Raw genomic sequence first — 21,513 nt, 5'->3', positions numbered from 1 at the left:
TGCGGGTTGGAGTGATCGTGGAAAATCTGACTATGCCAGTATAGCGAGAAAACGGACTGCGCATGCCGCGCGCACGGCTAAACGGCTTGCTGCCTGTCAAGGATTTCCTGTAGCCGCCAGGCGCCGGGATTGGTGCCCGCCCAGGTGCGAAACGCGTGATTGAACGCGCTTTGTTCCTGGTAGCCGAGCAGGAAGGCGATGTCGACCAGTGACAAATGCGGCTCGCGCAGATAGTCGCGCGCCAGGCCGTACCTGGCCTGATCCAGCAGGGCCTGGAAACTGGTACCCGCGTCGGCCAGCTTGCGTTGCAAGGTGCGCGGCGTCACGGCCAGGCTGGCGGCAACGGTGGCCAGCCGCGCGGAACCGTGGCGCAAGCCCGCCACGATGGCCGCGTGCACTTGCGCGTCGATGGCGCCGCCGGTGTCTGTTTCAGCTTGACGCTGTGCCAGCAATTGTTCCGCATGCTGGCACAGCACGGGGTACAGGCTGACGTCGGCGTTCGGCACGGGCCAGTCCAGCAATTGCGCATCGAAGGTGGCCGTGTTGGCGGCGGCGTTGAAATCGGGCAGGCTGCCCAGCACGCGCACGTATTCGTCGCGGTGGGCCGCGTGGCGCAGCAGGTCGCCGCCGCCATCGTGGCTGAACGCCAGCCGGGCCGGCGGCAGCGGCATGCCGGCCAGCCAGTCGCCGCTGACTTTGACGCCGGCAAAGACGCTGTCGACCAAATGCCGGCTGGCGCCCGGGTAGTTGCTGGTCCAGCCGTAATGCGCGACCGCGCCATCGCGCTGCAGGGTCGAGCGGCCCAGGTCGTGCGCCAGCCGTTCATAGCGGGCCGTCTGTTCCAGCACCTGGCCCACGTTGCTGCAACTGAGCAGTATCAAGCCGTAGGCGCTGTATGTACCCATGCGCACCCGCTGGCCCACGTGCAGGCCGAAATGCGCATCGCCCGCCAGCTGCGCGCCCGCATCGAGCAGGCGCACGTAGTCGCGCGCGGCCAGGCCTGGCGCGGACGCTTCCAGATTGTGCGGCGCCACGCCGGCCGCTTGCGCCAGGGTGGCTGCCGCGATACCGTGTGCGCCGGCCGCTTCCAGCAGCGGCAGCAGATAGGCGCCGGCGACCCGGCCGTCAGTATTTGTCATGATGGAACAATGCGATTGTCATGAAAAACCAATACCCTTCGTCTGTGGCGGCATATGCTATCGATCAAGCAAGAAAATCAAGCAAGAAAATCAAGCAAGAAAATCAGGCAGGAACAGTATAGCAAGCCGCCGTGGCGCGCAACTGGCCGAACACAGGGGATGTCGATGCAACGCTGGAATGGCTGGGGAGATGAAAGCATCACGTATGCGCTGAGCGAGGACGCGCTGGCGTTTTTGCGCGAGCGCCTGGGGCCGGGCAGCGCCATTGCCGACGCCACCTTCGACGACGCTTGCGCCCAGGTGCCCGCCTCGCGCCTGGCGCCGCATCCGCTGATCGACACTAAGCCTGCCACGCGCGTGCGCCATGCGCTCGGTCAAAGCCTGCCCGACTGGTTCAAGCTGCGCCATGGCCGCATCGGCGCGGTGCCCGACGGCGTGGCCTTTCCCGACAGCGCGCTGCAGGTGCGCCAGCTGCTCGCGTACGCGCGCCAGGCGTGCGTGGCCGTCATTCCGCACGGTGGCGGCACTAGCGTGGCCGGGCATTTGACGGTAGCGGCAGGGCCGCGTCCCGTGCTGTCGCTCAGCCTCGCGCGCCTGTGCGCGCTGGGCCACCTCGACCGCGAAGCGCAACTGGCCACGTTCGGCGCGGGCGTGTATGGCCCCGACCTGGAAGCGCAGCTGCGCGCGCAGGGCTACACCCTCGGTCATTATCCGCAGTCGTTCGAATATTCGACACTGGGCGGCTGGATCGCCACGCGCTCGTCGGGCCAGCAATCGTTGCGCTATGGCCGCATCGAGCAGCTGTTCGCGGGCGGCGAAGTGGAAACGCCGGCCGGCACCTTGCGCATCCCCACGTTTCCCGCTTCGGCGGCCGGCATCGACCTGCGCGAAATGGTGCTCGGTTCCGAAGGGCGGCTGGGCATCCTGACGCAGGCGACGGTGCGCGTCTCGCCATTGCCGCCTTATGAGGCGTTCCACGCCGTGTTTTTCGCCGAATGGGGCCAGGCGCAGGCTGCCGTGCGGGCGCTGGCCCAGTCGCGCCTGCCCCTGTGCATGCTGCGTCTGTCGAACGCGGTTGAAACGCAAACCATGCTGACCCTGGCCGGGCACAAGAAACTGGTGGGACTGCTGGAACGTTATCTGTCGTTGCGCGGCTGCGGCGAAGGCAAGTGCATGCTGATGCTGGGTGTCAGCGGAGAGGCCGCGCTGGCGCGCGCGGCCCTGCGCGGCGCCCTGGCGCTGGCGCGGCGGCACAAGGGCGTGCACGTGGGACGCCACATGGGCGACAAATGGAAGCAGGGACGCTTTCGCAATGTGTATTTGCGCAACGGGGCCTGGGAACACGGCTATGTGATCGACACGGTGGAAACGGCCGTCGACTGGCCGCGCGTGGCCCCGATGATGGCGGCGCTGGAGCAGGCGGGTGTCAATGCTTTGGCGGCGCACGGCGAACAGGTGCACGCCTACACGCACTTGTCGCATGTGTACGCGCAGGGCGCCAGCGTCTACACCACGTATGTGTACCGGCTGGCGCCCACCTTTGAAGACAACATGGCGCGCTGGCGTGCCCTGAAAGACGCGGCCGGCGCCGCCATCGTCGCCAACGGCGGCACCATCAGCCACCAGCATGGCGTGGGCACGGATCACGCGCCATGGCTGGCGGCCGAAAAAGGTGAACTGGGCATCGCCGCCATGCGCGCGCTGCTGCGCCAGTTCGACCCGCAGGGCATGATGAACCCCGGCAAACTGCTGCCCGAAGCGGGAGGCGGCTTGTGAACAGGGTGCAGTTGCCTGGCATCCTGGCGCGCGAGTGGGACGTGCTGATCGTCGGCGGCGGCATCACGGGCGCCGGCATCTTGCTGGAAGCATCGCGGCGCGGTTTGAAGGCCTTGCTGGTGGAGCAGCGCGATTTCTCCTGGGGCACGTCGAGCCGCTCCTCGAAGCTGGTGCACGGCGGCTTGCGCTACCTGAAGCAGGGGCAGTTCGGCATGACGCGCGAATCGGTGCACGAGCGGGTAGCCTTGCTGACGGATGCGGCGGGGCTGGTCGAGCCGCAGGGCTTTGCCTTTGGCGATTACACGGGCAGGAAACCGGGGCGGCGCCAGTTCATGCTGGGACTGGCGATTTATGACGTGATGGCGGGCCGGCGTGCGCGCCGCTATGTCGACGCGGCGGACTTTGCCATGCTGGCGCCGCACATCCGGCGCGAAGATCTGCAGGGCGGCATGCTGTACCAGGACGCGAAGACGGACGATGCGCGCCTGGTGCTGCGCGTGCTGCAGGAGGCGCGCCGCCATGGCGGCGTGGCCGTCAATTACCTGGGCGTGGCGTCCTTGCTGCGCGACGGTGGCAAGGTCGCCGGCGCCACCTTGAACGATGCGCTCGATGGCGCGGTATTCACCGTGCGCGCGCGCCTGGTGATCAGCGCCACGGGCGCCTGGGCCGATGGCTTGCGCGGCCAGGTGGGAGAAAAGCCGAAACTGCGGCCCCTGCGCGGCAGCCATCTGCTGCTGCCGGCATGGCGTTTGCCGCTGGCGCAAGCCGTCAGCCTGATGCACCCGCACGATGGCCGCCCCGTGTTTGCGTATCCATGGGAGGGCGTGACCCTGGTGGGCACCACCGATGTCGACCATGGCGCCAGCCTGGACCTGGAGCCGGCCATCACCCGCGCGGAACTCGCATACCTGCTGGCCGCCTTGCGCTGGCAGTTCCCGCAGCTGGCGCTGGGCGAGGACGATGTGCTGGCCACGTTTGCCGGCGTGCGTCCCGTGATCGGCAGCGGCCAGCTTGACCCGTCGAAGGAAGCGCGCGAACATGCGCTATGGCTGGAAAACGGCTTGCTGACGGTGGCGGGCGGCAAGCTGACGACGTTTCGCGTGATCGCCCTCGACGCCTTGCGCCGCGCCGCGCCCCTTCTGCCGGGCTGGCAGGCGGATTTGCGCCCCTTGCCGATTTTCGACGCCACGCCACCGTTGTCGGGCAAGGCCCTGGTGCTCGACGGCGAGCAGCGCGAACGGCTGCTGGGCCGTCATGGCGCGGGGGCGCAAGCGCTGTGTGAGGCGGCGCAGGATGGCGAACTGGCGCCGATTCCCGGCACGCAGACCCTGTGGGCGCAGCTGCGCTGGGGCGCGCGCATGGAAGACGCGCAGCACCTGGACGACCTGCTGCTGCGGCGCACGCGCCTCGGTTTGCAGCTGGCCGGCGGTGGGCTTGCTATCATGCCGCGCCTGCGCGCCATCTGCCAGGCGGAGCTGGGCTGGGACGACGCGCGCTGGGAAGAAGAACAGCAGCGTTACCTGGCCCTGTGGCGCCGCCATTACAGCGTGCCGCAGGGCGATTGAAAAAGCATAAAAAAGAATAAGGAGAGCATCATCGAGACTACCCTGTTTGGCCAGCCCCTGGAACTGGGCGACGCGCGCATCACCTACGACAGCCTGTCGCCGCTGGACTTGCGCCAGAGTGTGGACGTCCTCGTCGACGACCTGGGCGAAGACCTGCTGCAAATCACGTGCGCGAATGGCGACATCGTCGACGTGGGCTGGTATCCGGCCTGGAATGCACAGGGACGCTTGCGCGTGGTGGCCGTGCGGGGACAGGACTGGGAAGCGCCTGTCTTCAGCGCGCTGCCGGAAAAAGATCCGCAGGCGCTGCTGGCCGCGCTGCGCGCCGCGCTGGCCAGCCTGGGCTGAGGCCATGGCCAGCGCAGCCGGCCAGGGGCCGTACATTCTCGCCATCGACAATGGCACGCAAAGCGTGCGCGCGCTGCTGTTCGACCGCGATGGCAATTTGGCGGCGAAGGCGCAAGTGTTCCTCGAAGCGTATTACTCGGAGCACCCCGGCTGGGCCGAGCACGACGCCGACGGCTACTGGCAAGCCGTGTGCGCAGCGTGCCAGCAGCTGTGGCGCGGCACGGACATCGCCAAATCGTCGGTGGCCGGCGTGGCCGTCACGACGCAGCGCGGCACGGTGGTCAACGTGGATGAAGAGGGACAGCCCTTGCGGCCCGCGATCACCTGGCTGGACCAGCGCAGCACGCGCGACATCCCCCAGTTGGCGCCATGGTGGCGCGCGCTGTTTCGCGCCACGCGCCTCGATGGCACGATCGCGTACTTCCGCCGCGAGGCCGAGATCAACTGGATCAGCGCGCACCAGCCCGACATCTGGCGCCGCACGCATAAATTCCTGCTGCTGTCGGGCTTTCTGAACCACCGCCTCTGCGGACGCTACGTCGACTCGACCGGCTCGCAGGTGGCGTATATTCCCTTCGACTACAAACGCCACGCCTGGGCCGGGCGCTTCGACTGGAAATGGCAGGCACTTGCCGTTAAACCATCGATGCTGCCGGAACTGGTGACGCCGGGCACGCGCATGGGCGCCATCACGGCAACCGCCGCTGCGGCGACGGGCATTTTGGAAGGCACGCCCCTGCTGGCGGCGGCCGCCGACAAGGCGTGCGAAGTGCTGGGCGCCGGCTGCGTCGAACCGCAGGTGGCGTGCCTGAGCTACGGTACCACGGCCACCATCAACACGACCAACCGCAAATACGTGGAAGTGACGCGCTTCATTCCGCCGTATCCGGCCGCCATGCCGGGCGCCTACAGCACGGAAGTGCAGATCTTCCGCGGCTACTGGATGGTCAACTGGTTCAAGGAGCAGTTCGGCGACCGCGAACGGGCGGCGGCCGCCGAGGATGGCACGGGCTTGTCCGCCGAAGCGCTGTTCGACCGCCTGGTCGACGCCGTGCCTCCCGGCTCCATGGGCCTGATGCTGCAGCCGTACTGGAGTCCCGGCATCAAGGTGCCGGGGCCGGAAGCGAAGGGCGCCATGATCGGCTTTGGCGACGTGCACACGCGCGCGCACATCTACCGCGCCATCCTCGAAGGTCTCGCGTATGCGCTGCGCGAAGGCAAGGAGCGCATCGAGCGGCGCAGCGGCATCGCCATCACGGAGCTGCGCATCGCGGGCGGCGGTTCGCAAAGCGACGCCGCCATGCAGCTGACGGCCGACATTTTCGGCTTGCCGGCCGCGCGCGCCCACGTGTATGAAAGTTCGGGTCTGGGCGCGGCCATCGCCGCCAGCGTGGGCCTGGGCTGGCATGCGGATTTCCCTGCCGCCGTGCAGGCGATGACGCGCAAGGGCAAGGTATTTCAGCCGCATCCCGAGCACCGCAAGATCTACGAGCAGCTGTACCGGCGCGTGTACCAGAAAATGTATGCGCGGCTGCAACCGCTGTACCGCGAGATAGCCGACATCACCGGCTATCCGGAATAGCTAGTCATTAAATCGTATTGCGAATCATTCGCATCCGATATATGATGTGTTCCGCATTTCACTAAGGCAACTTATCCCGGTGATTGCAGTGCGCCGCCCGCCATGCGCCGGCGGCGTGTCCGCGCGGGCAGAGTTCCGCCGCAACGCTTCCTTCAACGCCACCGCTTGATCGTGCACCGCTGTCCTCTGCCCCTGCATTTTTTCATTCCACAAGCATCGAGCAGCAAGCAAACCCAGGCAAGGATAGCGATGAAGAGCAGCAGCAAACATGGATTGACCCCGCTGGCCGCCGCGCTGGCGCTGGCATTGGGTGGCGCGCACGGCCACGTGTGGGCGGCGGCGATGGCCGACAAGACCGAGAAGGCCGACGCCGTGCAGATGCCCGCCATCAGCGTGTTCGGCGACGCCATCAGCGCCGGCACGGCCGGACGCTCGTACATCAACAGCGCCGACATCGAACGCCAGCAGGCCGACAATGTCGCGTCCCTGCTCGACACCTTGCCCGGCGTGGACCTGGCCGGTACGGCCCGTCCCAGCGGCCAGAGCCTCAATATATGGGGCTTCAATAAAGTGCAGGACGTGAAAGTCATCCTCGATGGCGTGCCGAAGGGCTTTGAAAAATACCGCCAGGGTTCCATCTTCATCGAGCCGGAACTGATCAAGCAGATCGAAGTGAACAAGGGCGCGCATACGAGTTTGTATGGCAATGGCGGCTTCGGCGGCGTCATCACGGTCGAGACCAAGGATGCGCAAGACTTGCTGGAAGGTGGCGAAAAGGCGGGCGCCATGCTCAAGTACTCGCGCCACTCGAACAATGCGGAAAACGACGCCACCGTGGCCGTCTACGGCCGTACGGGAGATGGCCGTTTCGATGCGATGGCCTTCACTACGCAGCGCAAGTCCGATGACCTGCGCAAACCCGATGGCAAGCCATTCCGCTTTTCCGCCATCGATGCGCCATCGAGCCTGGCCAAGCTCAATATCCGGCTGACGCCGGAGCAGCTCTTGACCCTGACGGCGATGAAGAGCGGCAGTTCGGGCTGGGGCCCGTTCGCCGCCATGGGCGAGGACGTGCCCACGCCGACCGAGGCGGAAATCAAAAAATACGGACTGGAAGAGGCGTGGCAGCGCAAGGCCGTGTACCGCGACCAGGACGACGACACCTATTCCGTGAAGTGGCAGTACGCGCCGCAGAACAATCCATGGATCAAGCTGACGGCCAGCGCCGGCTATTCGCACACGGACCAGCATGACAAGCGCCTGCCCTCCGCGTCGCTCGGTTCCTACCTGGGGTCACTGGGCAATGAGAGCTGGGCTTCGTATGTGGACCGTATCGCGGAGGTGCGCAACGAAAGCGTGTTTAGTACGGGCGCCGTGTCGCACGTGCTGCTGACGGGACTGCAATGGCACAAGAACGTGCGCGACACCTTGATGTACTACCCGTCGTCGACGGCGCTGAAGGACCCCAGCTACAACTATGGCTACTTCCAGCCCTACTACATGCCGGCCGGGCGCCAGGAAACCACGGGCCTGTATCTGCAGGATGCGATGACGTATGGCGACGTGACGGTAACGGCGGCACTGCGCCACGACAGAGTCGTTTCGGAGGGCGTGCCGAACAAGGCGCCGCGCTACAACAGCCCGCTGGCGGCAGCCGGCCACGACTTCAGCGAAAAGGCACACGAGGACTTGTCGCCGCGCCTGGGCCTGTTCTGGAAGGCATCCAGCACGCTGGCCTTGTTCGGCGACTTGAGCCGCACCTGGCGCGCGCCGACCATCGACGAGATGTATTCGAATGAATATTATGTGTCGCCGCGGCTCGGTTCATCGACGCCGGGCACCAGCCGCAACCTGGCCGTCGAGCGCGTGACGGCCGTGCGCGCGGGCGTCATGCTGCACCGCCAGAACGTCTTCATGGAGAGCGACGACGTGCAGCTGCGCCTGACCGCGTACCAGAACCGCGTCAGCGACAATATCGGCCCGCGCCTGGGCATCCTGATCGAAGGCTATGTGCCGGGATCGGGCAAGGTGCCGCCGGCGCTGTCCGACTACCGCAACCTGGCAGGTTTCCGCACGCAGGGCGTGGAGGTCGAATCCTACTACAGCGCGCCGCGCCTGTTTGCCAGCGCCTCGCTGTCAAGGCAGCGAGGCACGCGCAGCGGTTCCCAGCGCGACCCGTGGGGCCAGGACGAACCCGTGTCGACGATTGCGCCGGACAAACTGATGGCGGGCCTGGGCTGGCGCTTGCCTGACCTTGGGGCCAGCATGGGCTGGCAGGGCCGCTTCGTGGCAAAGCAGGAGCGCGTGCTGCCGGTGGGCAGCGTGTACCGCCTGCCGCCGTCGAAAGGCTATGCGCTGCATACCCTGTTCGCGTCGTGGAATGGCAAACAGGGCGTGTGGCGCGGCACGGAAGTGCGGTTGACGGTTGATAATGTCTTTAACCGCAATTACATGCCGTATCTGAGCGAAGCGGTTACCGGCGTGGGGCGCAATGCGAAGCTGAGTGTGTCGCGTAAGTTTTGATTAGTTTTAAGAATGGCGGGCCGGAGACGCGGGACTGAGAAAATGCCGATGGCAGCGTTGCAGCTTCCTTGCCGTACATGCGTACTGTCTGCGTCGCTGCGCCTTGCCCTCGACATTTTTCAGGCCCGCTTGGCCCGGGGTGCCTTTTTTTGTGACTTGGGCCTACTCCGGGTCCGATGCATTTTCCGTTGAACTCCCAACTTCAAACGTCAACGTAACACCAACGCCTTGACCGTTTCCCAGGCCGCGCTGCCCGACTGCGTGACGCGCACCTGGTTGCGGCCCCCTTCCTTGGCCACGTACAGGGCGCGGTCGGCGGCGACGAACAGCGCTTCGCGGTCGTCCAGCTGGTGCGGGCGAATGGTCGCCACGCCGATGCTGACGGTGATCCACGGCGAGGTGATCGATCTCGGGTGCGGCAGTTGCAGCGCCTCGATGTGCGTGCGAATGGTTTCGGCCAGGTGCAGGGCGCCTTCGGCATCCGTGTCGGCAAACAGCAGCACGAATTCCTCGCCGCCGTAGCGGGCCGCCAGGTCACCCGGGCGGGCGGCGTGCGAGGCGATCGCTTGCGCCACCTGCTGCAGGCAGCTGTCGCCGGCCGGGTGGCCCAGGCTGTCGTTGTATAGCTTGAAGTGGTCGACGTCGAGCACCACCAGCGACACGGCGCCGCCGCCGCGCACGGCGCGTTGCCACTCTTTTTCCAGGAAGCTGTCGAAATGCCGGCGGTTGGCGATCTGCGTCAGCGGATCAAGGTAGGCGGCGCGCTGCAAGGCGTCTTCCGACTGCTTGTGGTGCGTGATGTCGTGCAGCAGGCCGATATACAGGGGCTGGCGCAGGTACATCGGCGTGAGGGTCAGGTCCATGCTCAGCGCCTCGCCATTGCGGTGGCGGATCGCCACTTCGCGCGTGCCGTGGTTGTGCGCCTTTTCCGGATTGGCCGCGTGCATGGCGAAGTAATCGAGGTATTCCTGCGTCACCAGGGGGCTGAGCAGCTCGCCGATGAAGCGCCCGGACAGTTCATTTTCGCGGTAGCCCAGGTACTGGTCGCAGGCTGGATTGGTGTACTGGATGCGGCCGTCCGCCTCGATGATCAGCAAGCCCTCGGCCATGTTGTTGACGATGGTGCGCAGGCGCTCGGCCTGTTCCTGCTGGGTTTCATTGTTGCTGCGGATTTGCAGCTGCGCGCGCACGCGAGCGCACACTTCGGCCATGCGCAGCGGCTTGCTGATGTAATCGACGGCGCCGCAGTCGAAGCCGGCCACCACATCTTCCGTTTCCGTCCTGGCGCTCATGAAGATGACGGGGATGCCCTGCGTCAGCGGGTGCTGCTTGAGGCGGCGGCACGTTTCGATGCCGTCCATGTCCGGCATCAGCACATCGAGCAGGATCAGGTCGGGACGGGCGCGCTGGGCGATCGCCAGCGCCCGTTCGCCGGACGTGGCGACATAGGTTTGATAGCCTTGTTCGCTCATCAGTTTGCGCAGCACCTCAAGGCTGGCCGGCGCATCGTCGACAATCAAAATGGCGGCGTCGCGCCGCTGGTAATGTTCCACACTGCCTGAACTCATTGCTTCCGGCCTTCTCGATGTACTTTGCGCTGCCAGCGTTTGCCGCACTGTCGGTGATGCTGACCGGATTCAAATCGGATACAGCGGTCAAATCATACCGCCTTGCCAATTTTTTGGGTAAAAAATCGACGTTGCGCAAGGTGGAAAGTATTATTTTTATACTATTTTTAAAAATATATACACGCAGTTGCTGTCGTGAAGGCGGTTTTTAGGCGGAAAAGGCGCGTGCCCCCGGCGCCGGGGGCAGCTGGGACACGCCCCGCAGCTGCGGGGCGTGAAGAGGCGAGTTACATTTTTGCGGCGATCAGCTTGCCCAGGATGGCGATGCCTTCGCGGATGCGTTCCGGCGGCACCGTCACGAACGACAGGCGCAGGGTGTGCGTTTCCGGCGTGTTCGCGTAGAACGGCGCGCCCGGCACGAATGCCACTTTATTGGCGATGGCTTCATCGAGCAGTTTCATCGCGTCGATGTGCTTCGGCAGGGTGACCCAGATGAACATGCCGCCTTCCGGCTTGGTCCACGTGACGCCGGCCGGGAAGTGCTCTTCCAGCGCCGACAGCATGGCCTGGCACTGGTTGCCGTACAGGCTGCGGATGCTGGGGATATGGCGGTCCAGGAAGCCATCCTTGATCACTTCATGCACGACCATCTGCGTCAGCTGCGAGGTGTGCAGGTCGGCCGCCTGCTTGGCCAGTTCCAGGCGGCGTACCAGCGGCATCGGCGCCACCACGTAGCCGAGGCGGATGCCGGGCGTGAGCACTTTCGAGAACGAGCCCATATAGATCACGCCATCGGGATTCATGTTGATCATCTTCGGATACGGCTCGCCGCTGTAGCTCAGGGCGCCGTACGGATCATCCTCGATCAGCGGCAGGCCGTGGCGGGCGCAGGTTTCCACCAGTTCCACGCGGCGCGCCACGGACAGGCTGCGGCCCGTCGGGTTCTGGAAGTTCGGCAGCGCGTACAAGAGGCGCGCGCCATCGGCGACGGGGTTGATCGACGACGGCACCAGGCCTTCGTCATCGGTGTCGACGGAAACGAATTCGGGACGGTAGACGGAAAACGCCTGCAGGGCGCCCAGGTAGCTGGGGGTTTCCACCAATACCTTGCTGCCTTCGTCGATCAGAACCTTGCCCAGCAAGTCCAGCGCCTGTTGCGAGCCGGACGTCATCAGCACTTGTTCCGGCATGATGGTGCCGCCATTGCCCGAGAGCGAGTCGGCGATCCACTGGCGCAGCGGCAGGTAGCCGTCGGTCGGGCCGTATTGCAGGGCGACCTTGCCATTGTTCGACAGGACTTTGTCGAAGGCGGTCTTCATTTCTTCCACGGGGAAGGTGGCGGGCGAGGGCAGGCCGCCGGCAAACGAGATGATCTCGGGACGCTGCGTGATCTTCAGGATTTCGCGGATGAACGAGCTTTGCAGCTGTTCCGCGCGTTCGGCAAAGCGCCATTGGATCGGATTCGGATTTTCAATTTTCATACGAGTCTCACAGAAGATGCCGAGCTGCGCCGGCTGGATTTGTTGGCCCGCTTGTGGCGGTGCTTGCGCAAGCGGCGCCGGATAGGCGTCGCCATGGTGCTGCGGTATTGTACGGCCTGTACGCCGCCGTGCCCATCCGCACGCGCAAGGGCGTTGCAAATGGGCGTCAGGGAGCGTTACTTCAGCTTGCGCCCGATCCCCACCACGGCGATCACGGCGCCGGCAAACAGCAGGCTTTCACCCGTCAGTGGCTCATTCAGCAGCAGCGCCGCGCCCACCAGGGTGAGGAAGGGCTGCAGCAGCTGCGTCTGTCCCACGCGGGCCACGCCGCCCAGCGCCATGCCCCGGTACCAGAAAAAGAAAGCGATAAACATGGAAAACACGGAGATGTAGGCAAAGCCCAGCCAGGCCGCGCCGCTGGCCTGCGCCATCAGCGCGCGCTGCGGCCAGGCGTTCCACAGCACCACGGGCAGCACGAAAGGTACGGCCAGCAGCAGCGCCCAGGAAATCACATGCTGGCCTGGCATGGCTTGCGCCAGGCGTCCGCCTTCCGCATAGCCGAGTGCGGCCAGTAGCACGGCGGCAAAGATCAGCCAGTCGGCCAGGTGAAAACTGCCGCCGCCCTGGCGCAGCGCGAACGCCACCACCAGCGCCGTGCCGAGCAGGGCCATCAGCCAGAATCCCAGCGAGGGGCGTTCCTTGCCGCGCAGCACGGCAAACACGGCCGTGGCCAGCGGCAAAATGCCCACCAGTACGGCGCCGTGCGAAGCGGGCAGGCTGCGCATGGCGATCGACGTCAGCCACGGAAAGCCCAGTACGCAGCCCAGCGACACGAACGCCAGCGGCAGCCATTGTTCGCGCCGCGGCAGGGGCGCGCGCTGCTGCCACAGCCACAGGCCGGCCAGGCAGGCGGCCACCAGGGCGCGGCCCAGCGCGACAAAAGTGGGGTCGAGTTCGGCCACGGCCAGCCGCGTAAAGGGCAGGGTCAGGCTGAAGAGGGCGACGGCGATGAGGCCCAGCAACAGGCCTGTGCGGTCTGCGCCCAGGCGCAAAGGGTGACTGGAGGTGGTGGTGGTGTGCGATGGCATGGCTGTCCTGGTGCGGGTGTGTGAGATAAAGGCGGGCAGATGTGGATGAATGTGCCCGGTACTGCTATCCTAGGGCGCAATAGCAATACAGTACAAATACACTTCTACGCATAATTTCACATACTGTGATGGTCATATGAGCAATACACTCGCCTCTCCGTCTCTGCCCTTGCTGTCGCGCGCCTCGGGCGAAACCCTGATCGACCAGATCACGCGCTCGCTGGCGGCGCGCATCGACGACAAGCTGCTGCGCGGTGGCGCGCGCATGCCGTCGATCCGCCAGTGCGCCGCCAGCCTGAGCGTGTCGTGCGCCACGGTGGTGGCCAGCTACGACAAGCTGGTGGCGCGCGGCTACCTGGAATCGCGGCGCGGCGCCGGCTTTTTCGTGCGCGAGCGCTCGCCCCTGAACACGCTGGCGCCGCCCGCTGGCGCGCAGGACGCGGTGGCGCAGCCGATGGACGTGGTGTGGCTGATCCGTAACATGTTTCGCCAGACACCGTCCATCCCCGCGCCCGGCTCCGGCATGCTGCCCGCCGAGTGGCTCGATGGCGAGCTGGTGGCGCGCGCCTTGCGCGACGTCAGCCGCCAGCCCGGCAGTTTGCTGCTCGGTTACGGCGCGCCGCAGGGTTTTTTGCCGTTGCGCCAGCAGTTGCAGCTGAAGCTGGCGGAGCTGGAAATCGCCTGCCCGCCCGAGCAGATCGTCACCACGGTGGGCGTGATGCAGGCGCTGGACCTGGTGGCGCGCGAGTTTGCCCGCCCCGGCGAGACCATTTTCGTCGACGATCCCGCGTACTGGCTGATGTTCGGCGCCTTTGCCGCCATGGGCATGACCGTCATCGGCATCCCGCGCCTGGGTGATGGCCCCGATATCGCCGTGCTGGCCGAGCTGGCGGCCCTGCACCGTCCCAGGCTGTACGTGATCAACTCGGTGCTGCACAACCCCAGTTCGACGTCGCTGTCAGCGGCCAAGGCGTTTCAGGTGCTGCGTCTGGCCGAACAGCACGATTTCCTCATCGTCGAAGACGATATCTATTGCGACATGCATCCCGGTGGCGCGGTGCAGCCGGCCACGCGCCTGGCCGCGCTGGACCAGCTGCGCCGCGTGATTTACCTGGGCGGCTTTTCCAAGAGCCTGGCGGCGAACCTGCGCGTGGGCTTCATCGCCACATCAAATGAGCGGGCGCAGCGCCTGGCCGACCGCAAGATGCTGGCCACCCTGACCACCAGCGACATTGGCGAGCGCGTCGTCTATAAAATCCTCTCGCAGGGGCTGTACCGCAAGCATGCGGAGCGCCTGCGCGCGCGGCTCGACAAGGTGCGCGACGGTACCTACCGCAAGGTCGAGCGGGCGGGTTTACGTTTCGAGCCGGCATCGGCCGGCATGTTCGTGTGGGCCGATGCGGGCTGCGACACGAATGTCCTGGCCGAAAAGGCGCTGGCCGAGGGGCTGGTGCTGGCGCCGGGCAGCCTGTTTTCGCCGCGCCAGCTGCCGTCGACGCGCATGCGCCTGAACCTGGCCACGGTGCAGGACGAGCGCATCTGGGCGTTTTTCGACCGCGCACTGGGCTGAAACAGCACATTTTTCGGGAGCTCTTGAAATCGCTTGTACCATCCCCAACTCCGTAGAATCCGTCCATCCACAAGACTATGAGGTAAAAATGGCTGTCTCCGAAAAGCAAACCCTGGGTTTTCAGACCGAAGTGAAGCAAATGCTGCACCTGATGATCCATTCCCTGTACTCGAACAAGGAAATCTTCCTGCGCGAATTGATCTCGAACGCGTCCGACGCGGCCGACAAATTGCGCTTTGAAGCGATCGATAACGACGCCCTGTACGGCAACGATCACGAATTGAAGATCAAGGTCAGCTTCGACAAGGATGCGCGCACCATCACCATTTCCGACAACGGTATCGGCATGACCCGTGACGAGGCGATCTCGCACCTGGGCACCATCGCCAAGTCGGGCACCAAGGAATTCTTCGGCAAGCTGTCGGGCGACCAGCAGCAGGATGCGGCCCTGATCGGCCAGTTCGGCGTGGGCTTCTATTCGGGCTTCATCGTCGCCGACAAGATCACCGTCGAAACGCGCCGCGCCGGCGCGGACGCCTCCGAAGGCGTGCGCTGGGAATCGGCCGGCGAAGGCGATTACAGCATCGAGACCATCGAAAAGACGGGCCGTGGCACGGACATCATCCTGCACCTGCGCGAAGGCGAGGACGAATTGCTGTCGAGCTGGAAGATCAAGTCCATCATCCGCAAATACTCGGACCATATCTCGCTGCCGATCGTGATGCAGAAGGAAGAGTGGGACGAAGAGAAAAAAGAAACCGTCGTCAAAGACGAATTCGAAACCGTCAACCAGGCCAGCGCCCTGTGGGCCCGCAACAAGGCCGACATCACGCCGGAACAGTACGACGAATTCTACAAGCACGTGTCGCACGACTTCCAGTCGCCGCTCACGCATACGCACAACCGCGTGGAAGGCCGCAGCGAATACACGCAGCTGCTGTACATTCCGGCCAAGGCGCCGTTCGACATGTGGGACCGCAACAAGCGCGGCGGCATCAAGCTGTACGTCAAGCGCGTCTTCATCATGGACGATGCCGAGCAGCTGATGCCAACGTATCTGCGCTTCGTGCGCGGGGTGATCGACTCGGCCGACCTGCCGCTGAACGTGTCGCGTGAAATCCTGCAGGAATCGCGCGACGTCAAGGTGATCCGCGAAGGCTCGACCAAGCGCGTGCTGGGCATGCTGGAAGAACTGGCGAACGCGGACGAGCAGGACAAGAAGGACAAGTACGCCGTCTTCTGGAAGGAATTCGGCCAGGTGCTGAAAGAAGGCATCGGCGAAGACGCGGCCAACAAGGAACGTCTGGCCAAGCTGCTGCGCTTTGCGTCGACCGCCAACGACAGCGACGAACAAATCACCTCGTTCGCCGATTACGTGGCGCGCATGAAGGAAGGCCAGGACAAGATCTATTACGTCACGGCCGACAACTACGCCGCCGCGAAAAACAGTCCGCACCTGGAAATCTTCCGCAAGAAGGGCGTCGAAGTGCTGCTGCTGACGGACCGTGTCGATGAATGGATGCTGTCGTTTATCCAGGACTTCGAAGGCAAGGAACTGGTCTCCGTCGCCAAGGGCGGCCTGGATCTGGGCGCGCTGGAAGACGAAGCGGAAAAGAAAGAGCACGAAGAAACGGAAACCTCGTACGCCGACCTGGTGGGCAAGATGAAGACCGTGCTGGCCGACAAGGCCAAGGACGTGCGCGTCACGTTCCGTCTGACCGATTCGCCAGCCTGCCTGGTGGCCGATGAAAACGAACTGTCGGGCAACCTGCTGCGCATGCTGAAAGCGGCAGGCCAGAGCGCGCCGGAATCGAAGCCGATTTTGGAAATCAACCCGAACCACCCGCTGGTGACGCGTCTGAAATACGAAGACGCGGAAGGCGGCAAGTTCGGCGACTGGGCCAACATCCTGTTCGACCAGGCCATGCTGGCCGAAGGCGGCTCGCTGGCCGACCCGGCCAGCTTCGTGAAACGCCTCAACGAATTGCTGCTCAATACGGCGAAGTAATTCCTTTGCCGTAATCCGACACGGCGGCTGATGCATCAAGGCCGGCCCTTTTCTCGCGAAAGGGCCGGCTTTTTTCATGCGCGATGTGCAGCGCCGCATGCGCATGCCCCCAGCCCTGGCCGCGGCGACTTCAGGCATAATTGCCCCTTGTTGAATTTAATCCGTCAATGGCCGGCATGGCCGTTGGTGCAGGAGCCTGTCATGTCAGTGAGTACCCGCGACGCCCTTTTGAAAAGCGCAGAGATCCACCTGCGTTCGAAAGGCTACGCCGCTTTCAGCTATGCCGATTTGTCCGAAGAAATCGGCATACGCAAGGCCAGTATCCACCATCATTTCCCCACCAAGGAAAACCTCGGCGTGGCCTTGATCACGCAATATATCGAGGTGTTTACCGCGAAGCTGCAAGCGATCGATGCGGCGCATGCCGATCCGGTCGAACGCCTGCGCGAGTTCGGCGGGCTGTTCCTGGCCAGCGCCAATGATCATTTGCTGCCGCTGTGCGGCGCGCTCGCGGCCGAAATGGCGGCGCTGCCCGAATCGCTGCAGGCCCTGGGCCGGCAACTGATGGCGCAGCAGCTGGACTGGATGGAAAACAATCTCGTGCAGGCGGCGCAGCTGCACGGCTGGACCTTGCGGAAAGCGCCGAAGGATTACGCCTTCATGCTGCTCAGCGCTCTGGAAGGCGCCAGCTTTATCGGCTGGGCCCTGGGGCCGTCGACCGATCCGCTGGCCGCTTTCCACTACATGCTCGACAATCTGGCGTAGCGCTGGCAAGCCCGCTCAGGCCAACAGGGCGGGTTTGGCGATCATCAGCGCGCAGATGGTCAAAAATACGGCTAGCTTTATACATAGCCAGGTTTTCAGCCTGGCGCCCGCCTGCGCGTATCCCTGTTCCATTTTCTCTTCCACCTTGTCCGCCCAGAAATGGTCGATGGCTTGCGCGCCGATAAACAGCGCGAGGGACAGCTGCATCCAGCCCATGTGCAGCCAGGCCCATTCTTGCTGGTACAGCAGGACCAGCCCGCCGATCAGCAGTATCGAGCCTGCGACGGCGATCTGCTGATGGAGTTTATGTAATGTATCGCGGCCGGCAGGCTCGCGCATCAGATGCAGCAGGCGCGGCGTCAGCATCATCGGACCGATGAAGGCGATGGCGGCGACGATGTGCAATATCAGCAGGAATGTATAGGTGTGCATGGCGTTCTCGTATCGGCAAGGACGGTTGTTTGCGGAACGTTTAGAATAAGTTTTACTACCCACTTCCGCTACTCGCATTCATGGCAAAAACTGCAGCGCATGGAGAACCCCGCAAGCGGCCGTCCCAGGCCAGATCGGCTGCCACCGTCGCGGCGATGGTGGAGGCGGCTGCTCGCATTATTGAAGTGCGGGGATGGGCCGCGCTGACGACGAATCACGTTGCCGAGCTCTCTGGCGTCAGCATCGGCTCGCTGTACCAGTACTTCCCGTCGAAAGAGGCGCTGCTGGCCGAACTGGTACGCCGCGAACGCGCGATGCTGCTGCGCGACGTGGGGCTGGCCATGGCGCTGGAGGGCGAATTGCCGTCCGCGATAGAGCAAGGTGTGATGGCCGGCCTGGCGCACCAGTTCAGGCGCCCTGCGCTTGCGCTCGCGCTGGAATCGGCGCCATCGTCGCCATCGTTGCAGCGCGAGGACGAAGCCTTGCGGCAGGCGCTTGCCGGCCAGCTCGCGGGTCTGCTGGTGCGTCATGGCGTCGCCGATCCTGATATGGCCGCCGCCGACGTGATTGCGCTATGCCGCGGCATCATCGACGCCGCGGCGCTGCGGGGAGAAACGGATATGGCGTCGCTTGCGCGGCGCCTGGGACGCGCGGTCCACGGCTATCTGGACACGGCGGCGCCTGCGAGGGACGCCGCCGCCAGCGCTTAGGGGAGGATGCAGCCGTCCAGGCCACACATCTCGCCGGCCGATGCGGCCAGGTCCTGCCGTGATTGCGCATGGAGATTTTCCAGCGCCTGGCTGAACACTTCTGGCGGCTGCGCACCGGAAATGTGCGCTCCATTGCCAAAGACGAACAGCGGCACGCCGGACGCGATGCGCGAGGCCTGGTACTCATCGTCCTGCACCTGCTGGCGCCATTGCGGTGTCGCCCACGCGCGCTGCACCGCCTCGGCAGGCACGCCCGCCTGGGCCGCGAGCAGGGCGAGGGAATCGCGGTCGAACAGCGACTTGCCGTGCGAAATACTCTGCGCATACAGCACTTCGACGAGGCGCTGTTGCGATGCCGCGTCGCCGGCGGCCTTGACGAGTATGTGCGCGTCCATGGTGTCGCCAAACAGCATGCTGTCGAAGCGGTAGTCCAGGCCTTCCGCCGCCCCATGCGACTGCACCGAGTACAACATGCCCTCGGCGGCCAGCGGATCGCGAAACTTTTTCAGCAAGGCTGCCTTGATCGGTTCGGCCTGATGGTTCGGCGCGATGCGGTAGGCGCGCAGCCTGACCTGCACGGCGTCCCTGTGCTCGAAAGCGGCAAGGGCCTTGTCGAAGCGCCGCTTGGCGATCCAGCACCAGGGGCAGACGAAATCGGACCAGATGTCGACGACCAGCGTTTGTGGGATGTGTTTCATGGTTGCTCCTTGAATGGCGGCGGTATCACGCCTTGTATCAAGCCTTGTCAAATGCGTCCAGCACGTGGGTGCTGTACACAAGGGCGGCGCCCGCATTGAGGTTGATCGCCACGCCGAGCGCTTCGGCGATTTCCTCGGTGGTGATGCCGAGTTTCTTGGCGGCGGCCGCGTGGAAGGCGATGCAGCCGTCGCAGCGCGTCGTGACGGCCACGGCCAGCGCGATCAGTTCCCGCGTTTTCGCGTCGAGATGGTTGGTCTTGTCGCCGGCGCCGCCCAGTGCGGCGATGCCTTTCATGGTGTCGGGCGTCAATGCGTTCAGTTGCAACGCACGTGTGTTGATATCTTGCCGAGCTTGTTTCCAGTCTTCCATGATTTCCTCGCTATGCAGGCGCTTGCGCGCGGGTTGGTGGTTCGATGATTCCCGGAAGGAGAATCAGGCCTCGATTATTTCCAGGGTGGGCAGCATGCGGATGGCCTTCGAGAAATTGGCCAGGTTGACCGACGTTTTGGTGACGGCCTGGTGCAGCGCCTCGACGCGTTCGCGCGAAGCATCCGTGCGCAGCCGCACGACGTAGCTGACTTCGTCGTAGCCGGGATTGACGCTCTCGTCCAGGCCAAGGAAGCCGCGCAGATCCAGCTTGCCATCCGTTTCGATCTCCAGGCTGTGCACGGTGATGCCCATGGCCGCCGCATTGGCCGCGTAACCGACCGACAGGCAGGCGTTGAGGGCGGCCATCAGCAGCTCTTGCGGATTGGGCGCCGTGTTTTGGCCCAGCAACTCATGCGGTTCGTCCGAGGCGATCTCGAAATGGCGCGCATGCTTTTCGCCGCCCAGCACATAGTGGCTGACGGTGGCCACGCTGCGCGTCTGGTGTTGCCAGCGGGTCTTGACGTTGAAACGCGCTTCGCCTTTGGCGGGATGGCCTGCCACGCCCTGGGCGAATTGCTGCAATGCTTCCACGTTGATGCCATTGAGCATGTTGGCGCCGGCCGCCGCGCCATACGCCGGATAGTCGGTATAGCCCTGGGACGGGGCGCCGCTGGCGCCGTAATAGGTCGAGCGGTCGCTGTCGGCCAGCGGCCAGTTGTTTTGCATGCGTTCCACCAGATCCGGGTTGGAAATGAACGGCATGCCGAAGGCGATCAGATCGAGGTCGCCTTTTTCCAGCTCGCTGCGCGCCAGGTCCTGCGTGAAGCCGCCCGCGCCGATCAGGGTGCCGTGGTAGGCCTGGCGGAATTGCGCGCCAAAGCCGGCTGGCACTTCCGCCGCCGTGATGGTGGGCTGGTAGTTCAGGTGCACATAGGCCAGCTGCCTCGTATCGAGCGCCTGCGCCACGCTGCTCCACACCTGCGCTTCGTCGGCATAGGCGCGCATGTCGTACAGGCGGCCGAACGGCGAGATGCGCACGCCGACCTTGCCGCCGCCGATGGCGGCCGACAGGGCGTCTACCGTTTCGAGCAAAAAGCGCTGGCGGTTGGCGATGCTGCCGCCGTATTGGTCCGTGCGCGTATTGACGGCGCTGCTGAGGAACTGGTCGAACAGGAAGCCGTTGGCCGCCATGATTTCGATCCCGTCAAAGCCAGCGTCGATAGCGACTTTTGCCGCATGCACGAAGTCGGCGGTGACCCGCGCGATCTCGCCGGCGGTCAGCGCGCGCGGCACGCTGGGCAGCACCGGTCCCGCCTTGCCCGCTTCGGTCCAGGCGTAGACGGTGGTGTTTTCCGCCGCCACGTCGCTGGGGCCGACGGGCGCCGCGTTGCCCGGCTGGATCGATACGTGCGACATGCGGCCCACGTGCCACAGCTGGGCGAAGATCTTGCCGCCCTTGGCGTGCACGGCATCGGTCACCTGGCGCCAGCCCTGGCCCTGTATGTCGCTATGGATGCCCGGCGTGTACAGGTAGCCGCGGCCTTCATCGGAGACGGGCAAGCCTTCGGTGACGATCAGGCCGGCCGAGGCGCGCTGCGCGTAATACAGGGCGGTGAGCGCGTCGGGATTGTTTTCCAGGGTGCGTGTGCGCGTCATCGGCGCCATGACGACGCGGTTGGCCAGTGAAATGCCGGACAGGTCATAAGGGGTGAACAGTTGATGCATGTAATGCCTCGCAAAGAGTCGAATGCGCCGTGGCGCGAAAGGATAGCCGGGTAAATACCGGGTTCGAGATAAGTCTACCATCTAGTAGGTAGGTTCGTCAATCGATGGTAGCGCCAGCAAAATCGCTATGATGCGGCTTTGCACGGGACGATACGGATGATTGCC

17 protein-coding genes and 1 pseudogene are annotated in these 21,513 nt (G+C 64.6%); 9 read left to right on the top strand and 9 right to left on the bottom strand.

The genetic code is table 11. From position 1 onward, the window contains the following. Positions 1-77: 77 nt before the first annotated feature. Positions 78-1,139 (bottom strand): AraC family transcriptional regulator, encoded by a 1,062-nt coding sequence (locus HWE17_RS22960; protein WP_176390363.1) that lies wholly within the window; start codon positions 1,137-1,139, stop codon positions 78-80. A gap of 165 nt (positions 1,140-1,304) precedes the next feature. Between HWE17_RS22960 and HWE17_RS22955 the strand changes: the two genes are divergently transcribed. The 5 genes from HWE17_RS22955 (at position 1,305) to HWE17_RS22935 (ending at position 8,933) form a co-directional block, all read left to right on the top strand. Beyond that, positions 1,305-2,915: an FAD-binding oxidoreductase gene (locus tag HWE17_RS22955; RefSeq protein WP_176390362.1), complete on the top strand. Its 1,611-nt coding sequence runs from the start codon at positions 1,305-1,307 to the stop codon at positions 2,913-2,915. Beyond that, positions 2,912-4,480, top strand: a complete 1,569-nt coding sequence (locus HWE17_RS22950; RefSeq protein ID WP_176390361.1) for a glycerol-3-phosphate dehydrogenase/oxidase — start codon at positions 2,912-2,914, stop codon at positions 4,478-4,480. The genes HWE17_RS22955 and HWE17_RS22950 overlap by 4 nt, the downstream gene beginning before the upstream one ends. Before the next feature lie 108 nt (positions 4,481-4,588). After that, positions 4,589-4,828, top strand: coding sequence for a hypothetical protein (locus HWE17_RS22945; protein WP_176390360.1), 240 nt, complete (start codon positions 4,589-4,591; stop codon positions 4,826-4,828). Positions 4,829-4,832: 4 nt separating this feature from the next. Continuing rightward, positions 4,833-6,410 carry an FGGY-family carbohydrate kinase gene (locus HWE17_RS22940; protein WP_176390359.1) on the top strand — a complete coding sequence of 526 codons (1,578 nt, stop codon included), beginning with the start codon at positions 4,833-4,835 and terminating at the stop codon, positions 6,408-6,410. Between the two features lie 249 nt (positions 6,411-6,659). Beyond that, positions 6,660-8,933 (top strand): TonB-dependent hemoglobin/transferrin/lactoferrin family receptor, encoded by a 2,274-nt coding sequence (locus tag HWE17_RS22935; protein WP_176390358.1) that lies wholly within the window; start codon positions 6,660-6,662, stop codon positions 8,931-8,933. Between the two features lie 209 nt (positions 8,934-9,142). Here HWE17_RS22935 and HWE17_RS22930 read toward each other — a convergent pair whose 3' ends face one another. The 3 genes from HWE17_RS22930 to HWE17_RS22920 all read right to left on the bottom strand — a co-directional run bounded on the left by HWE17_RS22930 (position 9,143) and on the right by HWE17_RS22920 (position 13,070). Beyond that, positions 9,143-10,501, bottom strand: a complete 1,359-nt coding sequence (locus HWE17_RS22930; protein WP_035826545.1) for a diguanylate cyclase — start codon at positions 10,499-10,501, stop codon at positions 9,143-9,145. Positions 10,502-10,788: 287 nt separating this feature from the next. After that, positions 10,789-11,982 carry a PLP-dependent aminotransferase family protein gene (locus HWE17_RS22925; protein WP_099402695.1) on the bottom strand — a complete coding sequence of 398 codons (1,194 nt, stop codon included), beginning with the start codon at positions 11,980-11,982 and terminating at the stop codon, positions 10,789-10,791. 176 nt (positions 11,983-12,158) lie between these two features. Continuing rightward, a complete protein-coding gene (locus tag HWE17_RS22920) occupies positions 12,159-13,070 on the bottom strand; it encodes a DMT family transporter (RefSeq protein ID WP_176390357.1) in 912 nt (303 codons plus the stop codon). A 136-nt stretch (positions 13,071-13,206) separates the two neighbouring features. Here HWE17_RS22920 and HWE17_RS22915 point away from each other — a divergent pair, with 136 nt between their 5' ends. From HWE17_RS22915 to HWE17_RS22905, 3 genes are all read left to right on the top strand, one after another. Next, on the top strand, positions 13,207-14,640 hold the full coding sequence (locus HWE17_RS22915) for a PLP-dependent aminotransferase family protein (RefSeq protein WP_255206362.1): 1,434 nt from the start codon (positions 13,207-13,209) through the stop codon (positions 14,638-14,640). Between the two features lie 88 nt (positions 14,641-14,728). Further along, entirely contained in the window at positions 14,729-16,648 is a 1,920-nt protein-coding gene (htpG, locus tag HWE17_RS22910; protein WP_035826554.1) for a molecular chaperone HtpG, read from the top strand. 201 nt (positions 16,649-16,849) lie between these two features. Next, complete coding sequence (locus tag HWE17_RS22905) at positions 16,850-17,413, top strand: TetR/AcrR family transcriptional regulator (protein ID WP_099402699.1); 564 nt, start codon at positions 16,850-16,852, stop codon at positions 17,411-17,413. A 15-nt stretch (positions 17,414-17,428) separates the two neighbouring features. Here HWE17_RS22905 and HWE17_RS22900 read toward each other — a convergent pair whose 3' ends face one another. After that, on the bottom strand, positions 17,429-17,845 hold the full coding sequence (locus HWE17_RS22900) for a hypothetical protein (RefSeq protein ID WP_176390356.1): 417 nt from the start codon (positions 17,843-17,845) through the stop codon (positions 17,429-17,431). Between the two features lie 80 nt (positions 17,846-17,925). On the opposite strand from HWE17_RS22900, the gene HWE17_RS22895 reads away from it, so the two are divergent. Beyond that, positions 17,926-18,555 (top strand): TetR/AcrR family transcriptional regulator, encoded by a 630-nt coding sequence (locus HWE17_RS22895; RefSeq protein ID WP_176390355.1) that lies wholly within the window; start codon positions 17,926-17,928, stop codon positions 18,553-18,555. Here the strand turns inward: HWE17_RS22895 and HWE17_RS22890 are convergent. From HWE17_RS22890 to HWE17_RS22875, 4 genes and pseudogenes are all read right to left on the bottom strand, one after another. Continuing rightward, complete coding sequence (locus HWE17_RS22890) at positions 18,552-19,253, bottom strand: DsbA family oxidoreductase (protein WP_176390354.1); 702 nt, start codon at positions 19,251-19,253, stop codon at positions 18,552-18,554. The two genes, HWE17_RS22895 and HWE17_RS22890, sit on opposite strands and share 4 nt — an antisense overlap. Positions 19,254-19,290: 37 nt before the next feature. Beyond that, the gene (locus tag HWE17_RS22885) at positions 19,291-19,623 is read right to left on the bottom strand and encodes a carboxymuconolactone decarboxylase family protein (protein ID WP_176390353.1); all 333 of its coding nucleotides are present in this window, start codon (positions 19,621-19,623) and stop codon (positions 19,291-19,293) included. 63 nt (positions 19,624-19,686) lie between these two features. After that, positions 19,687-20,232, bottom strand: a complete 546-nt coding sequence (locus HWE17_RS28775) for an OsmC family protein (RefSeq protein ID WP_176390370.1) — start codon at positions 20,230-20,232, stop codon at positions 19,687-19,689. A 21-nt stretch (positions 20,233-20,253) separates the two neighbouring features. Then, positions 20,254-21,348 (bottom strand): annotated as a pseudogene (locus HWE17_RS22875) (alkene reductase); the annotation flags it as partial. Positions 21,349-21,513 lie beyond the last annotated feature (165 nt).

It is taken from the genome of Janthinobacterium sp. BJB401, from assembly GCF_013372745.1.
GTDB lineage: Bacteria > Pseudomonadota > Gammaproteobacteria > Burkholderiales > Burkholderiaceae_D > Janthinobacterium > Janthinobacterium rivuli.
The sequence above is the reverse complement of the archived record's forward strand: the minus strand, read 5'-3'. Positions and strand labels throughout refer to the sequence as shown.

Excerpts from the sequence above, each read along its gene's own strand:
- HWE17_RS22960 (WP_176390363.1), bottom strand. The coding sequence starts at position 1,139 with ATGACAAATACTGACGGCCGGGTCGCCGGCGCCTATCTGCTGCCGCTG.
- HWE17_RS22955 (WP_176390362.1), top strand. The coding sequence starts at position 1,305 with ATGCAACGCTGGAATGGCTGGGGAGATGAAAGCATCACGTATGCGCTG.
- HWE17_RS22940 (WP_176390359.1), top strand. The coding sequence starts at position 4,833 with ATGGCCAGCGCAGCCGGCCAGGGGCCGTACATTCTCGCCATCGACAAT.
- HWE17_RS22935 (WP_176390358.1), top strand. The coding sequence starts at position 6,660 with ATGAAGAGCAGCAGCAAACATGGATTGACCCCGCTGGCCGCCGCGCTG.
- HWE17_RS22930 (WP_035826545.1), bottom strand. The coding sequence starts at position 10,501 with ATGAGTTCAGGCAGTGTGGAACATTACCAGCGGCGCGACGCCGCCATT.
- HWE17_RS22925 (WP_099402695.1), bottom strand. The coding sequence starts at position 11,982 with ATGAAAATTGAAAATCCGAATCCGATCCAATGGCGCTTTGCCGAACGC.
- HWE17_RS22920 (WP_176390357.1), bottom strand. The coding sequence starts at position 13,070 with ATGCCATCGCACACCACCACCACCTCCAGTCACCCTTTGCGCCTGGGC.
- HWE17_RS22915 (WP_255206362.1), top strand. The coding sequence starts at position 13,207 with ATGAGCAATACACTCGCCTCTCCGTCTCTGCCCTTGCTGTCGCGCGCC.
- htpG (WP_035826554.1), top strand. The coding sequence starts at position 14,729 with ATGGCTGTCTCCGAAAAGCAAACCCTGGGTTTTCAGACCGAAGTGAAG.
- HWE17_RS22905 (WP_099402699.1), top strand. The coding sequence starts at position 16,850 with ATGTCAGTGAGTACCCGCGACGCCCTTTTGAAAAGCGCAGAGATCCAC.
- HWE17_RS22900 (WP_176390356.1), bottom strand. The coding sequence starts at position 17,845 with ATGCACACCTATACATTCCTGCTGATATTGCACATCGTCGCCGCCATC.
- HWE17_RS22895 (WP_176390355.1), top strand. The coding sequence starts at position 17,926 with ATGGCAAAAACTGCAGCGCATGGAGAACCCCGCAAGCGGCCGTCCCAG.
- HWE17_RS22890 (WP_176390354.1), bottom strand. The coding sequence starts at position 19,253 with ATGAAACACATCCCACAAACGCTGGTCGTCGACATCTGGTCCGATTTC.
- HWE17_RS22885 (WP_176390353.1), bottom strand. The coding sequence starts at position 19,623 with ATGGAAGACTGGAAACAAGCTCGGCAAGATATCAACACACGTGCGTTG.
- HWE17_RS28775 (WP_176390370.1), bottom strand. The coding sequence starts at position 20,232 with ATGCTCAATGGCATCAACGTGGAAGCATTGCAGCAATTCGCCCAGGGC.